This window comes from Streptomyces marokkonensis (genome assembly GCF_008312835.1).
In the GTDB taxonomy this organism is placed as follows: domain Bacteria; phylum Actinomycetota; class Actinomycetes; order Streptomycetales; family Streptomycetaceae; genus Streptomyces; species Streptomyces marokkonensis_A.
In genome coordinates, this window is record NZ_VSKS01000015.1 from 147858 (window position 1) to 162062 (window position 14205).

14 protein-coding genes are annotated in these 14205 nt (G+C 70.4%); 8 read left to right on the forward strand and 6 right to left on the reverse strand.

Annotated elements, in window-relative coordinates:
• The first annotated feature begins 91 nt into the window (after positions 1-91).
• Positions 92-1609, forward strand: coding sequence for an MFS transporter (locus F1615_RS24480; RefSeq protein ID WP_149551229.1), 1518 nt, complete (start codon positions 92-94; stop codon positions 1607-1609).
• A 40-nt stretch (positions 1610-1649) separates the two neighbouring features.
• Here F1615_RS24480 and F1615_RS24485 read toward each other — a convergent pair whose 3' ends face one another.
• Positions 1650-2177: a DUF1062 domain-containing protein gene (locus F1615_RS24485; RefSeq protein ID WP_167533847.1), complete on the reverse strand. Its 528-nt coding sequence runs from the start codon at positions 2175-2177 to the stop codon at positions 1650-1652.
• A 110-nt stretch (positions 2178-2287) separates the two neighbouring features.
• Positions 2288-2431: a hypothetical protein gene (locus F1615_RS35695; RefSeq protein ID WP_167533845.1), complete on the reverse strand. Its 144-nt coding sequence runs from the start codon at positions 2429-2431 to the stop codon at positions 2288-2290.
• 31 nt (positions 2432-2462) lie between these two features.
• Between F1615_RS35695 and F1615_RS24490 the strand changes: the two genes are divergently transcribed.
• Positions 2463-2825, forward strand: a complete 363-nt coding sequence (locus tag F1615_RS24490) for a DUF1304 domain-containing protein (RefSeq protein WP_149551231.1) — start codon at positions 2463-2465, stop codon at positions 2823-2825.
• A complete protein-coding gene (locus tag F1615_RS24495) occupies positions 2822-3388 on the forward strand; it encodes a TetR/AcrR family transcriptional regulator (RefSeq protein ID WP_149551232.1) in 567 nt (188 codons plus the stop codon). The genes F1615_RS24490 and F1615_RS24495 overlap by 4 nt, the downstream gene beginning before the upstream one ends.
• A gap of 61 nt (positions 3389-3449) precedes the next feature.
• Here the strand turns inward: F1615_RS24495 and F1615_RS24500 are convergent, their stop codons facing one another.
• On the reverse strand, positions 3450-4283 hold the full coding sequence (locus tag F1615_RS24500) for an alpha/beta fold hydrolase (RefSeq protein ID WP_149551233.1): 834 nt from the start codon (positions 4281-4283) through the stop codon (positions 3450-3452).
• 56 nt (positions 4284-4339) lie between these two features.
• Here F1615_RS24500 and F1615_RS24505 point away from each other — a divergent pair, with 56 nt between their 5' ends.
• Positions 4340-4945, forward strand: coding sequence for a TetR/AcrR family transcriptional regulator (locus tag F1615_RS24505; RefSeq protein ID WP_149551234.1), 606 nt, complete (start codon positions 4340-4342; stop codon positions 4943-4945).
• Positions 4946-4966: 21 nt separating this feature from the next.
• Here the strand turns inward: F1615_RS24505 and F1615_RS24510 are convergent, their stop codons facing one another.
• Positions 4967-6565: an MFS transporter gene (locus tag F1615_RS24510; RefSeq protein WP_149551235.1), complete on the reverse strand. Its 1599-nt coding sequence runs from the start codon at positions 6563-6565 to the stop codon at positions 4967-4969.
• A gap of 114 nt (positions 6566-6679) precedes the next feature.
• On the opposite strand from F1615_RS24510, the gene F1615_RS24515 reads away from it, so the two are divergent.
• Positions 6680-7285, forward strand: coding sequence for a helix-turn-helix domain-containing protein (locus F1615_RS24515; protein WP_149551236.1), 606 nt, complete (start codon positions 6680-6682; stop codon positions 7283-7285).
• A gap of 18 nt (positions 7286-7303) precedes the next feature.
• On the opposite strand, the gene F1615_RS24520 is transcribed toward F1615_RS24515, so the two are convergent.
• The gene (locus F1615_RS24520; RefSeq protein ID WP_149551237.1) at positions 7304-7729 is read right to left on the reverse strand and encodes a cytidine deaminase; all 426 of its coding nucleotides are present in this window, start codon (positions 7727-7729) and stop codon (positions 7304-7306) included.
• A gap of 462 nt (positions 7730-8191) precedes the next feature.
• Between F1615_RS24520 and F1615_RS24525 the strand changes: the two genes are divergently transcribed.
• The gene (locus F1615_RS24525) at positions 8192-10390 is read left to right on the forward strand and encodes an endonuclease (protein ID WP_149551238.1); all 2199 of its coding nucleotides are present in this window, start codon (positions 8192-8194) and stop codon (positions 10388-10390) included.
• A gap of 82 nt (positions 10391-10472) precedes the next feature.
• Here F1615_RS24525 and F1615_RS24530 read toward each other — a convergent pair whose 3' ends face one another.
• Positions 10473-11192, reverse strand: a complete 720-nt coding sequence (locus tag F1615_RS24530) for an AfsR/SARP family transcriptional regulator (RefSeq protein ID WP_149551239.1) — start codon at positions 11190-11192, stop codon at positions 10473-10475.
• A 256-nt stretch (positions 11193-11448) separates the two neighbouring features.
• On the opposite strand from F1615_RS24530, the gene F1615_RS24535 reads away from it, so the two are divergent.
• The gene (locus tag F1615_RS24535) at positions 11449-12165 is read left to right on the forward strand and encodes a M23 family metallopeptidase (RefSeq protein WP_244328828.1); all 717 of its coding nucleotides are present in this window, start codon (positions 11449-11451) and stop codon (positions 12163-12165) included.
• Between the two features lie 71 nt (positions 12166-12236).
• Positions 12237-14180, forward strand: coding sequence for a S41 family peptidase (locus F1615_RS24540; RefSeq protein WP_149551240.1), 1944 nt, complete (start codon positions 12237-12239; stop codon positions 14178-14180).
• Positions 14181-14205: the final 25 nt, after the last annotated feature.

A 14205-nucleotide genomic window follows, 5' to 3' on the forward strand; every position in this document is an offset into this window, starting at 1 on the left:
CGGGCCATGGCCCATTCGCAGGTCGCCGGGTGTGCGCACGCCCCGGTCGGGGAACCTGTTGGCCCGGGCCGGGCCTGCGAGAGGACTCCTTGTGACAGCGTCGGCGTCAGCGGCGGGTGACCGGGACCCCGGTGCCCCGGAGGACGAGTACCAGCCGGACCCGCACCGGTGGCGGGCCCTCTGGGTCACCTTGGTGGCCGGCTTCATGAGCCTGCTGGACGTCACGATCGTGGCGGTCGCGCTGCCGACCGTGCAGAAGGACCTGGACGCGTCCCCCGCGCAGGCGCAGTGGGTGGTGTCCGGCTACACGCTCACCTTCGCCCTCGCTCTCGTCACCGCCGGGCGACTCGGTGACGCCCTGGACCGGCGCCGTATCTTCCTGCTCGCCCTCTGCGGCTTCGTTGTCTTCAGCGCGGCCTGCGGGGCCGCGCCCGACATCACCCTGCTGGTCGTGGCCCGCCTCGCCCAGGGGCTTGCGGCAGGCTTCATGGCGCCCCAGAACTCCGCGCTGATCCAGCAGTTGTTCCGCGGCGCCGAACGCGGCCGTGCCTTCGGCTACTTCGGCGCGACCGTCGGCATCTCCTCCGCCTCCGGCCCCATCGTCGGCGGGGCGCTGCTCGCGCTGGCCGGCGATCAGAACGGCTGGCGCTGGATCTTCTACGTCAACGTCCCCATCGGCGTCCTCGCCGTCCTGCTCGGGCGCCGCCTGCTGCCTCGGACCCGGCGGTCCGGCCGGGGGCAGGTGGACGTGCTCGGCGTCCTGCTCCTCGGACTCGGGGTCTTCGCGCTCATGTATCCACTGGTCCAGGCGGAGTCCGGCGGACTGGCCCGCCTGTGGTGGATGTTCCCCGTCGGCGCTCTGGTCCTCGCCGGCTTCGTCCGCCGGCAGTACCGTCTCGTCGCCCGGGGCGGCAAGCCGCTGCTGGACCCCCGGCTGTTCACCACGGTGCGCGGCTACGCGGTCGGCGCCGGCGTCGGCACGCTCTACTTCATCGGCTTCAGCGGCGTCTGGCTCGTCTTCGCCCTCTTCTACCAGCACGGCCTCGGCTTCTCGCCGCTCCGGTCCGGTCTCGCGGTCACTCCGTTCGCCCTCGGCTCGGCGGGCGCGGCCGTGGTGGCGGGCCGGCTGGTGGACCGGCTCGGCCGGCTGCTCACCGTGTGCGGCCTCGCGGGCGTGATCGTCGGTCTGGGCGGAACCGCGCTGCTGCTGCGTTTCGCTCCCCTCGACGTCGCTCCCTGGATCGCCGCCCCTGTCATGTTCATCGGCGGCGTCGGAAGCGGCTTCGTGGTCTCACCCAACATCACCATGACGCTCCGGGACGTGCCCGTGCGGATGGCAGGCGCGGCAGGGGGCGCCCTGCAGACCGGGCAGCGGCTCGGCGCGGCAGTGGGTACGGCAGCCCTGCCGGGCCTCTTCTATCTGATGCTCGGCAGGAGCGACGACTATCAGGGCGCCCTTGTCATCGCGCTGGGCGCCGCCCTCGTCATGATGCTGGCGTCGCTGGCACTGGCGGCGTCCGACTGGAGGCGCGACCGGCGGACGCGCGAACCGCACCGGAAGTGCCCGGAGGAGGTCGCGAACGACCCGGTGCACGCCCGGCAGGGCTGACCGGCCCGCCGGGCGTCACTGGGCACCTGGAGCAGTCGGCTCAGCGCTTGAGGGTGAAGGTGAAGTCGCCGGAGAGTTTGCCGCTCAGCCGGACTGCCGAGACGAGTCTCCCGGCCGCGATCAGTCTTTCGACCTCGGCCCGTGAGAGAGCGCACCCTTCAGAGATCAGCCGTACCGGCCGGACAGGGATCCGCGCGGCGAAGCGGACCGAGACGTCGATCACCTCGCGGTCCAGGTGGTCCGGTCCACCGGTGTCGAGGCGCCAGGCGTCGTCCCAGTCGAGGGCGATGCGATTGCGGCGCCGCACGACCGGGTCCTGGAGCAACTCGGCCGCCAGGCCGGGGTCGTTGTCATGGAGCCGGTCCAGCAGCTCCGGTCGTACGGAGCGCACGTGCATCCGCTCCATGACCGTGAGCTTCGTCGTTTCCCCGCAGGCGGTACAGAGCGCGAGGAGCCAGGCGTCGATGAGCTTGTGGTGAGCGTTGACGCGGAATCTGCCGCTTGTCCGGAAGCGTTCGGACGGGCACGCGTGACAGCGGCGGAGGACGAGCGGCAGGCAGGTGGGCATGACCACCCAGGTCGTGAGCACAGAAGTACACCGGTTTCAGTGAGAAGTCCGCAGCAGGAAGCAGCGCGGCGCAGAGGTGCGACGCGCGACGATTCAGCGCTCGGGGGGTCTCACAGGGTGTACAACGGCACGTCCTCGATCAGACGACTTGGGTCGGCAGCACGGTAGTGGCGCACAGTGGCGCCCTTCCACCGCTTTTCGGGCACCTCGTCACCGGACGCCTTCATGGACAGCTGTCCATGTATGCTGGACACCTGTCCAATTCGTATCGAGGAGTGGGTCCTGGTGGACACGACAGCGAATGCCCTGGTCGCCCTGGTGGCCGTCCTGCACGCCTACTTCCTCGTCCTGGAGATGTTCCTCTGGGAGAAGAGGCCGGGTCGCGAACTCTCCGGCTTCGACGCCGAGTTGGCCCGGGCCACCGCGCCGCTGGCGGCCAACCAGGGCCTCTACAACGGTTTTCTGTCCGCGGGGCTGGCCTGGGGGCTGATCGCCGGCGACCCGACAGGGTTCCGGGCACAGGTCTTCTTCCTCGTCTGCGTGATCGTCGCCGGTCTGTACGGCGGCTTCACCGCGAACCGGCGCATCCTGATCGCTCAGGCTCTGCCCGGCGCGCTCGCACTCACCGCGGTTCTCCTCGCCCGATGACGGATCCGCAGGGCGACCCCCGCGCCGTGCGCACCCGGTCCAAGCTGCGCCGCGCCTTGCTGGACGAGTGTGCGCAGCGCCCGCTGGCGGAGATCAGCGTGGCCGCGCTGGTGCGCCGGGCCGGGGTGGGCCGCGCCACCTTCTACCTCCACTACGCGGACCTGGAAGCACTGGCCGTCGACGCCTGCGCCGACGTGGTCCGCGACGCGGTGGACGCCCTGCACGCCTGGCGCGGCACTCCCGACCCCGTCACCCCGCCTCTCCCCCTCATCGACTTCTTCACCGGTCTCACCCCCCACGCCGGGCTCTACAAGGCGCTGCTGAGCCCGGGAGGCGGCGGCCCGCTGGGGCGCGTGCTCCATCGGGATCTCCGCGCCCGCAGCAGAACCGAGCGCAGCCTGGCCGGAGCGCCGGAGCCGGATCTGATCGCCTCCGCCGTGGCCGCGACCTTCACGGGAGTGCTCGCCGACTGGCTGCACGGCCTCGTCCCGGCCGGTCCCGACACGATCGCCCGCCGGGTCTGGCACCTGCTCGTCGCACTGCATCGCACTCCCCTGCCGTGACGTACGGTCCGCTCCGGCACCCCTCGCACGGCGCGGCGACGCACTCCGGGAGCGGCGGCCGTCAGCGCGCGGCGAGGAAGTTCCTGATCTCCTCGACGACGCGTTCGGGGGCGTCCTCCATGAGGAAGTGGCCGGCGCCGGGGACGGTGACGAGGTCGGCGTGCGGGATGGAGCCGCACAACCGCTCGGCGTAGTGAAGGGGCTGCCACTGGTCCTCCTCGCCCCACAGGATGCGCACGGGCATCGTCAGGCGCTCGAGGTCGTCGCTGATCTCCTCGGTGTACTTCGAGTCGTAGTGGCGCACTTGGTGCTCGAAGAACGAGACGCGGCCCAGGGCGGACCGGTGGGGTGCCAGATAGGCCTGGAGGACGCGTCCGGTCATGAGCGACGTGTCGGTGACGGTCATGCCGAGCTGGCGGGTCAGCAATGTGTCGAACTCGTCCTGCGACATGCCCGTGAAGTCGTCCGGGTTCCCGTCGATGATCTTCCGCCAGGTCGGGGAGGGCCACGAGTCGTAGCTGACCGAGTCGATGATCATCAGCTGCCGCACGCGCTCGGGGTGGGCGACGGCGAAGCGCAGGGCGATGGCGCCACCGATGTCGTGCGCGACGATGACGGCCCGGTCGACGTCCAGCGCGTCGAGCAGGTGTTCCAGGAGGTCGGTCTGGGCGGCGACCGACGTGTCGCGGTCCACGGGCCGCTCGGACAGGCCGTATCCCAGCAGGTCGTAGGTGAGGGTGCGGAAGCCGTCCGCCTCGATGTGAGGTACGACGTCGCGCCATTCGTACGAGTGCGAGGGCGTGCCGTGCAGGAAGACCACGGGCGTGCCCCGCCCGTGGTCCCGGTGGGCGAGGCGTACTCCGTCGACGACGAGGTGGTCGGTGAGGAGGGTCATGGTGGCTCCGTCCCGTCTATATTAGGTAGATCAGTCTACCCAGAGAAGCGGAGTGCATGATGGGCGAGGCGGAGCGGACGCCGGTCACCGGGAGGCGGCGGCCGGCACGCGAGCGCGTCCTGGCCGCCGCGGCCCGGCGTTTCTACGCCGACGGGATCACGGCGACCGGAATCGACACGATCACCGCCGAGGCGGGCGTGGCGAAGATGAGCCTGTACAACAACTTCTCCTCCAAGGCCGATCTCGTCCTGTCCTACCTGGAGGCCCGGCACGAGGAGTGGCTGAGGCGGTACCGCTCACGGCTTCAGCGGGCCGAAACCCCTCGGGACGGTGTGCTGGCCGTCTTCGACACCTACATCGACAGCGCCGACGCCGCCCACGAGCAGGGCTTCCGTGGGTGCGGACTGCTCAACGCGGCCGCCGAGTTGCCCGCCGACGACGAGGGCCGGGCGCTGGTGCGCCGGCACAAGGAGGAGGTCGAGCGCCTGATGGCCGCTCACCTGGAGGAGCTGCTGCCCGGCCGTCCCGATGCCGCCCGCGCCACAGCGGAGCATCTGGCCTTCCTCCTCGAAGGCGCCGTGGTGCGCGCCGGCCTGGAGGGCGACAGCGGCCGACTGCGGCATGCGCGCGGCATGGCGGCCCGTCTGTTCGAGCAGTTCTGAACCGAGCCGACGCTCAGGTCGTCACCGTACGGCGGCGGTCTCGGTGGTGGTGTCGCCGGTGCCGTCATCCGCCGTGGGAGCGGGGCGTCCCGGTCCGCGCCAGGTGATCCAGACGAACAGGGCGCCCATGACGGCGACACCCGCCCACATGGACTGCTGCCAGCCGTCGACGAAGGCCTGCTGGGCGGCGTGGATCAGGTCCTGCGCGTGCGCGCCGCTGCCGGGTGCCGCCTCGACGGCTCCCGCGATGCCCTCCCGCGCGGTGTCCGCGTCGGTTTCGGGGATGCCGTCGAGCCTGCCGTCGATGGAGCCGCGGTAGCCGGCGGACAGCAGGGCGCCGAGCAGGGCGACGCCGAGCGCGGTGCCGAACTCGCGGGTGACGTCGTTCAACGCCGAGGCGACACCCTGTTTCCCGCTCGGCAGCGACCCGGTGATCGCCTCGGTCGACGGGGTCATCGACAGGCCCATGCCGAGCCCCATGGCGATCATGCCGGGCAGAATCGTCACGTAGCCGCCGTCCACGGAGACGAACAGCGCCATGAGCGCGAGACCGGCCGCGCCCAGCGCGATGCCCGCCAGCATGGTCGGGCGGAAGCCGACGCCCGCGGCCATCCTGGGGGCCAGGGCGGATGCCGCCATCATCACCACGGCCATGGGCATCAGGGCCAGCGTGGCCAGCAGTCCGGACCAGCCGAGCACCGCCTGGAAGAACGGGAACAGGACCACGGCGATGCCCGCCTGGACGCCGAAGACCACCAGCAAGGTGACGGATCCGCCGGCGAGACCGCGCTCCCGGAACAGGCGCACGTCCAGCAGGGACGCGTCGCGGCGGTGCAGTTCCCAGGCCACGAAGCCGACGGTGGCGGCCAGGCCGCCGCTCAGGGCGATCAGCGTCGTGGGAGCGGTCCAGCCGCGCTCCGGGCCCTCCTGCAGGACGAAGATGAGGCCGACCACGCCCACGGCGGAGGCCAGCGCGCCGACGGTGTCGAAGGAATGGGTGGTCCGCTCGCGCGAGTCGGGAACCGTCTTCAGCGTCATGGCCAGGGCCACGGCGGCCAGGACCACGGGCAGCACGAACAGCCACCGCCAGTCCGCCACGTCGACCAGGAGGGCGGAGAGGAACATCCCCAGGATGCCGCCGCCCCCGGCGACACCGGTCCACACCCCGATGGCCCTGCCGCGCTGTTCCTCGGGAAAGGTGGAGGTGATGACGGCCAGGGTGATCGGCATGATCATCGCCGCGCCGACGCCGCCGGCCGCGCGCGCCGCCAGCATCACCTCGGTGTTCGGGGCCAGACCGGCCACGGCACCGGCGAGGCCGAACACGGCCAGACCGGCGATCAGCATGGGCTTGCGGCCCAGCCGGTCACCGATCGCGCCGAGCGGCAGCAGCAGCGCCGCCAGGGTCAGGGTGTAGATGTTGATGATCCACAGCACGGTGCTCTGGGAGGCGCCGAACTCGACGGCCAGGTGGGTCTGGGCGACGTTCAGCCCGGACACCGACGCGACGACCGCCATCAACGCCACCGAGACCGCGATCAGGATGCCGCGCAGCCGGCGTGCGTCCGGTGCGCTCACGTCACCGGCTTGAGCCACCGCAACGGGCTGTTTCGTGCTCATGGTTCTCCTCACAAGGACAAGAAGGGGACGGCCGCGCACCGGGGCCGTGTGCCGGGCCGGGTGTCTCTGCCGTCTGCGGACGACCGTAACCGCGCCTTGCGAGAAGGGCATAGGATGTTGCCTATGACGCAAAATGATGGCGAGCTGGACAGCCTCGTACGCAAACGCATCCGCGCCCTCCGGGTCGCACAGGGCTGGTCCCTGGAGGAACTGGCCACCCGCGCCAACGTCAGCCAGTCCACGCTGAGCCGCATCGAGAACGGCCAACGGCGCCTGGCGCTCGACCAGCTGGTCACGCTCGCCCGCGCCCTGGACACCTCGCTCGACCAGCTCGTGGAGACCGCCAGCGACGACGTCGTCACCAGCCCGATGATCGACGGCGCCCACGGACTGATGCGCTGGCCCGTCAAGGGCGACCCCGGCATGACCGTCGTACGTCAGCGCATGACCGACCCGCCCCCGGACAATCCCGCACGCATGCGCGCCCACCCCGGCCGGGAATGGCTCGTCGTCCTGTCCGGAACCGCGGTCCTGATGCTGGGACACCGCCGCTTCCGCGTCGAGACCAACCAGGCCGCCGAATTCCCCACCATGCTTCCCCACGCCATCGGCGCCGAGGGCGGCCCCTGCGAGATCCTGGGCATCTTCGACCGCGACGCCCGCCGCGGCCACCAGCGCGACAGCGGCAAGAGCACCGGCGCCGACGCCTCCCCCGCCTGATCTGCCGCGTCTGCCTGCCTACCCGGCGTCGATCTGGTGGTCGGCCCAGACGTAGGTCGCCGGCAGCAGGTCGGCGATGGGGACGGTGCGGGTGCGGCCGGCGGCGCCGACGATGACCTCGAGGGAGGGGAAGTAGTCGAGGAGGACCTGACGGCACCGGCCGCACGGGGGCACGACTCCCCGGTCGCGGTCGCCCACGGCGACGATCGTGTCCAGTTCGTACGCGCCCTGCGCGGCTGCCGCCCCGATGAGGACGAGTTCGGCGCAGGGGCCTCCGGTGAAGTGGTAGGCGTTCACCGCCGTGATGATCCGGCCGTCCCGGGCGCGGGCCGCGGCCGCCATGGTGTGGTTGTCGCCCCGGCACCGCGTGCGCGCGACATGAGCCGCGGCCTCGATGAGTTCCCGGTCGACGACCGCGTCGACGAGGGGGGTCCGCGTGGTCATCAACCGTCACTCTCGCCTTCGTCAGGTGCCCGGCGGAACGTCCGTCCGGACCACTTCTGTCCATGTCCGCCACCCTCGGCCCTCCCCCATGGGGACAGTCTCAAGCCCTCCACCGGCAGCGGTCGCTCGCGGCGTACGAGGGGCGCGGCACAGGGCCGAGCGTGCCGCAAAGGGCGCTCCGGGGCCATGAGTTCAGCACGTGGTGCGGCCGATCACGCACTCGACGTCTCACCGCCCGAAGAGCACGCGTTCGTCGAGTGAGCACGACCGTCTCCTCCTTTGCACATGCATCCCCTGTCTGCAAGCATCGGATATGAGAGCAATGTGAGCATTGCAGCGCGCGTACATCACTCGTGCGCCCTTGGCAGAGCCGGCGCATCCGGCCGGGTGCCGCCCCGCCTGCCCCCGGAAGAACGTGTCTCAGACACCACCGCCCCAATCGAACAGGCCAGGAGGCGGATCATGGCCACGGCGGAACTCGCGTCCGGACGAGAGTCGGACTATCTGTCACAACTGACGATGGCCGCAGCACGCTATGGGAACCGGACCGAACGGCGGCAGCGGAATCAGTCCGTGGTCGCGACGCGCGGCCCGCTCTACGCGGACGAACCCGATCGGGTCGAGAAGCGGCTGGCACGTCTCGGCGCCGACTGGGCCATGGTCCGGGCGATCGAGCGTACGCCGACGGAGCCCACCAGCAGCGCGGGGAGCACTCTCCAACTGCCTCCTGAGACCTTCACGAGTGAGGTGCTGGGACTGGAGCGCCTCATCGGCCGCAACAACCTCACTCCCGTCGCGTTCCTGGAGCAAGGCGCCCAGGTCTCCCGGTCGGTGGGCCGGATCACCATCAGCGGGCCGGAAGGCGGCCACGGTACCGGATTCATGGTGTCCCCCTCGCTGCTGCTCACCAACAACCACGTGCTGCGCGGCACGGAGGAGGCGAGCCGCAGCAAGGTCGCGTTCGCGTTCCAGGACGGCGTCGACGGGAGTCCGCTCGTGCCGGCCGTCTTCCCGCTGGAACCGTCCCGGTTCTTCGTTACCGACCGGGCGCTGGACTACACCCTCGTCGCGGTCGCCCCGCGCGGTGTGCAGGGCGAGGATCTGTCGTCGTTCGGCCGGTTGGTGCTCAGCGAGGCCGAGGGAAAGGTCGTCCTCGGGGAGTTCGTCAACATCATCCAGCATCCCCGTGGCGAACCCAAGCAGATCGCGCTGCGCGAGAACCAGATCGTCGACGTGCTGGAGCGGTTCCTCCACTATGAGTCCGACACCCGCGAGGGTTCCTCGGGTTCCGCTGTTTTCAACGACCAGTGGGAGGTCGTCGCGCTCCACCACTCCGCGGTCCCCAAGACCGACGCCGCGGGCCGGCCACTGAGCATCGACGGCACGGTGTGGCAGCCCGGGATGGGCGAGCAACAACTGGCCTGGCGGGCCAACGAGGGAGTACGGATCAGCCGTGTGCTGCGGGCCCTGCACGAGGTGCCCCTGTCCGGAGAGGCGGCCCGGCTGCGGGACGAGGTGTTCACCACAGGGCTGACTCCGTCCCCGACGGAGAGCACTGCTCCAGTGCCCTCGCCCGACGGCGAGTCCATCCGGACGCGGACCGACGGCTCCCCGGCACAGGCCCAGGAACAGGCACACGTGGCGGACAACGCCGCCCACCTCACCGTGCCGCTGCACATCACTCTCGGCTTCGGCACGGCCCCGGCTCCGCAGCCCGCGCTCCTCGCCCCCCTGCCCGTGCTCGCCCCGGCACCGAGCGTCGCACCCCGGCGGCCCCGCCGTCCGGACGTGGTGACAGCCGTCGAGAAGGACGTCGACGCGGCCCTGGTCAATCACCGGCTCGCGCGGGAACGCCCCTACTACGACCGGACCGCGGACAGTGCCGCACGCGAGGCGTACTACGCGCACGTCAGCACCGGCGACGGAAGTGCGCTGCGCCGCTCGCTGACCGCGCTGCTGACGGAAACCCACGAGCCGCAACCCCGGTACAAGCCGATGAGGCTGGTCTACCCGTGGGTCGACCTGCACAAGGACGGCCGGCTCCGCAGCATCTACTCGGGCAAGGACTTCTCCGCCGAGGAGCTCATACGGGCCGACGCGGCCGTGGCCGAGGCCCGACTGGCCCAGGTGCAGGAACTCCTCATGCAGGAGAGCACGGCCGGACCGGCCGAGTTCGAGGCGGAGTTCGATGCTCTGGAGGCGTCGCTGCCGTTCAACTGCGAGCACGTGGTGCCGCAGTCATGGTTCGCCAAGCAGGAGCCGATGCGGGGCGACCTGCACCACCTGTTCGCGTGCGAGGTGGGCTGCAACAGTTTCCGCGGCAACTTCCCCTACTTCGACTTCCCCGACTTCGAGGAGGCGGTCCGGGACGCCTGCGGGATGCGCGAGAGCACGGGCTTCGAACCGCAGGACGGCAAGGCCGCGGTCGCCCGCGCCACCCTGTACTTCCTCCTCCGCTACCCGGGCCAGGTCGGCGACGCGGCGCGCGAGTTCCCCGAGGACCGGCTGCCCGTCCTGCTGCGGTGGCACGAGAGCGAGGCGGTCACCGAATACGAACTGCACCGCAACGCGGCCATCGCGGAGATCCAAGGCAACCGGAACCCCCTGGTAGACCATCCCGAGTGGGCACACGAGATCGACTTCACCGGCGTCTGGCACTGAAGTCCGGGCCGGGACCGGGCTGATCCCTCGAATCTCACCGACTCGAATCTCACCGCTGGGCCGGCTCACATCTCACCGACTGTCACCGACTGGATCCGGAGAGCCGCTCGGGAAGCATCCGGGCGAACCGCGGCGAGGGCGCGACGCCCAGTTCCTTCTTCAACAAGCGGCAGAACGCGTCGTAGTGGCGCACGGCCTCGCTGACGTTGCCTTCCGCGAGATGCGCCGACACGATGGCCCGGTGGGCGCTCTCCCGCAGGGGCTCCGCGCGTACGCCAGCCCAGGCGGCCTCCATCCCCAGGGCCGGTCGGCCCTGCCCTATCAGGGCCTCGGCCAGCAAGTCGAGCGCGTTCAGCCGCAGTTGCCGCAAGTGTTCACGTTCCACCAGCACCCAGTCCTCGTCCCACCCGGGCAGCAGGTCCTCTCCCGTGAGGAGTTCGAGGAGTGGCTGGGCGCGGAAGGGCCGGCCACGGTCCTCGACCACGTCGAGTGCCGTCTCCTGGAGGACGTGGACGTCGACGCGCAGGGCCGGCGTGACCAGCAGTGAGTCGCCGCAGCACCGGATCAGAGGGGGCTCGCCGCGCGGCAACTTCCACAGGGTGGTGCGCAGGCTGCCCCGGGCATGCTCCTCGGTCACCTCGGGCCACAACGTGCCGGCGAGGACCGTGCGGGAGACCCGGCCCCGCAACCCCACGAACGCCAGCAACCGCTGGCCGTTGCGGCACAGTTCGACAGACCCGGAGCCGAGTTCCAGCCGGAACTGGCCGAGCAACCGCAACTGGGGAGGAGACACCAACCTCATCGCCTCACTCACGGGGTGTCGCGCGAGCGCACCTCTGGAGGCCGTGTGGCGCGGTCCGTGGCCGCCGCCGTCTCCGGTGCGGTCCCGGGGACGTGCCGCATCCTCCGCGGAGGCCGTCACTACCAGTTTCGGACCCTCGTCCGCCCTGTGCAACCGATGACGTCAGGGTGACGGCGCGCTGACAGCCGTTCCGTAGCGTCGGACACGACAGCTCCACCGACGACGTTCGATTCCGCGCACGGTGCCGTTCCCCACGATGACGAAAGGACGCGAGTCCGCCATGGTCGCTCTGTCCAACGTTCGGTTCGGCAAGAAGAACGAGGATGTGCGCGCCGTGCAGAAGGCGCTCATCGCCCGCGGCCGCAAGATCCCGAAGGGAGCCACCGGCTTCTTCGGCGAGGAGACGAAGGCGGCCTACCGGGCCGAACAACTCGCCCAGGGCTTCAAGGGAACCGCCGCCGACGGCGTCCCCGGCTGCACGTCGCTGACCACCCTCGGCCGCCACGCCGGCTTCACCGTCGACTGCAAGGGCGCCACGTCCGCCACCAAGCGGGGCGGCACCTCCGGCCGGGGACGGGTGCCGTCACCCGTCCCCGGCCACAAGGTCACTTTCGGCTTCTTCTCCCGCGGTCCCTACGCCTGGAAACCCGACGGTGTCGGCCGGCACACCGGGCAGGACTTCGCCGCCGACTCCGGCACGCCCGTGGTCGCGGTCCGCAAGGGCACCATCGCCTGGTCGAACGGCAAGGGCGGGGCGTACGGCCAGTGGATCGGGCTGAAGGCGGACAACGGTCATGTCTACACCTACTCTCACCTGTCGCAGCGGCAGGTGAGGACCGGGCAGAAGGTCACCGCCGGACAGCGGCTCGGCACGGTCGGCAGGACGGGCAACTCCACCGGCCCGCATCTGCACTTCGAGATGTCCAAGGGCTCCAGCTGGACCTACGGCAACGTGGCGAAGCCGACCTGGTGAGCGGACGGCGGAGCTGTACCTCCGCACGAGAACACTCTTCATCCGTTCGACCCCTGTTCCGGAGAGACATCATGACCGCCCTGACCGAAGACAGGACACCCGCCTTCGTCCGGCATGCCGCGGAATCGGTCCGCTCCCACCTGGCCGCCTCGCATCCGTTGAGCAGTTTCCTCCACGACGCGGGCACACTGACTCCGGAGGAGCGCCGCCTCATCGTCGATCAGGCGCTCGTCCTGCTGGATCAGAACTACGTCCACCTGCCGCTCAAGACCGCGATGTACGCAGTGAACCCGGTCCAGCGCCTGCGGGTGCTGCGCCGGCGCCTGGAGCGGCAGACACAGCGGACCATGCCTCCTGAGTGGCTCTTCCACGCCGAGCTGTCGGAGGTCTTCCACTCGGTCCGAGATCTTCACACCAACTACCTGCTCCCTGAACCCTTTGCGGGCAGGATCGCCTTCCTGCCGTTCCTCATCGAGCAGTACGCGGACGCCCAGGGCCCGCACTACATGGTCACGCACGTGGCCGAGGGCTTCTCCGCACCCGGCTTCGCCCCGGGCGTCGAGGTCACTCACTGGAGCGGAATCCCCATCTCGGCGGCCGTCGACCTGAACGCGGCCCGGTTCGCCGGCGGCAACGCTCCCGCCCGGCGCAGCCGGGGCGTTCAGTCCCTGACCGTACGACCGCTGCGCATCCATCTGCCGCCCTTCGAGGAGTGGGTGACCGTCAGCTACGTCGACAACGCCGGCACGGCGCGTGAGCTGCGCGAGAACTGGCGGATCGTGGAGAACCTGCCTCCCATGGTGGACGCGGACGCGATCAGCACCGCGGCCCTGGCCCAGGGTGTGGACCTCGACGCGGACGAGACCGGCCGGGCGAAGGTTCTGCTCTTCGCCCCCCGGGTCGTCACCCAGGAAAAGGCCGTCCAGGCGGACGAACCGGTGCCCGAACTGCGCGGGGGCGAGGTCGCCACCACCATGCCCAAGGTGTTCAAGGCCCAGCGGGTGACGACGTCCTCCGGAGAGTTCGGCCACCTCCGCATCTTCACGTTCGGTGTGGACGACCCGGTGTCATTCCTCCGGGAGTTCGTCCGGCTGATCGGCCGGCTGCCCCAGAGCGGACTCATCGTGGACGTGCGTGACAACGGCGGCGGTCACATCCACGCCGCCGAGTTCGCCCTGCAGGTCCTCACACCCCGCCGGATCGTCCCCGAGCCGGTGCAGTTCATCAACACCCCGCTCAACCTTCGCATCTGCCGCAGGCACCAGGACTCCTCCGGCATCGGCCTGGGCGCCTGGGTCCCCTCCATGGAGCAGGCCGTCGAGACCGGGGCGACCTTCTCCAGTGCCTTCCCCCTCAGCCCCGAGGAGGGTGCCAACGCCATGGGGCAGCAGTACTTCGGGCCGGTGGTCCTCATCACCAACGCCCGCTGCTACTCGGCCACCGACATCTTCGCCGCCGGGTTCCAGGACCACCGGATCGGCCCTGTACTGGGTACCGACGAGAACACCGGCGCCGGCGGGGCCAACGTCTGGACCCACCAACTCCTCTCCGGCCTTCTCAGCGGTGACCGGGCCACACCGTACGTACCGCTGCCGAAGGGGGCCGGCATGCGCGTGTCCATCCGCCGCACCCTTCGCGTCGGAGCCCTGTCCGGCACTCCCGTGGAGGATGTGGGTGTCGTTCCCGACGAACTGCACCGGATGACCCGCCGGGACCTCCTGGAGGACAACGCCGATCTCCTCGACCGGGCGGGCCTGCTGCTCAAGGACCGGGAGCCGCACAGCGTGTCCGTCACGGACGTCGTCTCCGCCGGCGACGTCCTGAGGCTCAAGGTGAAGGCGACGAACGTCGATCGCGTCGATGTCTACGTCGACCAGCGGCCCAACACGTCGGTCGACCTCACCGACGACCCGGCAGAAGTGACGGTGCCCGTCGCGACGGCCGCTCGGACGGCCCGCATCGACGGCTTCGAGGCCGGCGAGCTGGTGGCCAGCAAGACGCAACAGCTCGTATGAAGCCGAGCCGGCCGGCGGGACCTGT

Coding starts and splice junctions, on each gene's coding strand:
- F1615_RS24485 (WP_167533847.1), bottom strand. CDS start 2,177: ATGCCCACCTGCCTGCCGCTCGTCCTCCGCCGCTGTCACGCGTGCCCG.
- F1615_RS24495 (WP_149551232.1), top strand. CDS start 2,822: ATGACGGATCCGCAGGGCGACCCCCGCGCCGTGCGCACCCGGTCCAAG.
- F1615_RS24500 (WP_149551233.1), bottom strand. CDS start 4,283: ATGACCCTCCTCACCGACCACCTCGTCGTCGACGGAGTACGCCTCGCC.
- F1615_RS24505 (WP_149551234.1), top strand. CDS start 4,340: ATGATGGGCGAGGCGGAGCGGACGCCGGTCACCGGGAGGCGGCGGCCG.
- F1615_RS24510 (WP_149551235.1), bottom strand. CDS start 6,565: ATGAGCACGAAACAGCCCGTTGCGGTGGCTCAAGCCGGTGACGTGAGC.
- F1615_RS24515 (WP_149551236.1), top strand. CDS start 6,680: ATGTTGCCTATGACGCAAAATGATGGCGAGCTGGACAGCCTCGTACGC.
- F1615_RS24520 (WP_149551237.1), bottom strand. CDS start 7,729: ATGACCACGCGGACCCCCCTCGTCGACGCGGTCGTCGACCGGGAACTC.
- F1615_RS24525 (WP_149551238.1), top strand. CDS start 8,192: ATGGCCACGGCGGAACTCGCGTCCGGACGAGAGTCGGACTATCTGTCA.
- F1615_RS24530 (WP_149551239.1), bottom strand. CDS start 11,192: ATGAGGTTGGTGTCTCCTCCCCAGTTGCGGTTGCTCGGCCAGTTCCGG.
- F1615_RS24535 (WP_244328828.1), top strand. CDS start 11,449: ATGACGAAAGGACGCGAGTCCGCCATGGTCGCTCTGTCCAACGTTCGG.
- F1615_RS24540 (WP_149551240.1), top strand. CDS start 12,237: ATGACCGCCCTGACCGAAGACAGGACACCCGCCTTCGTCCGGCATGCC.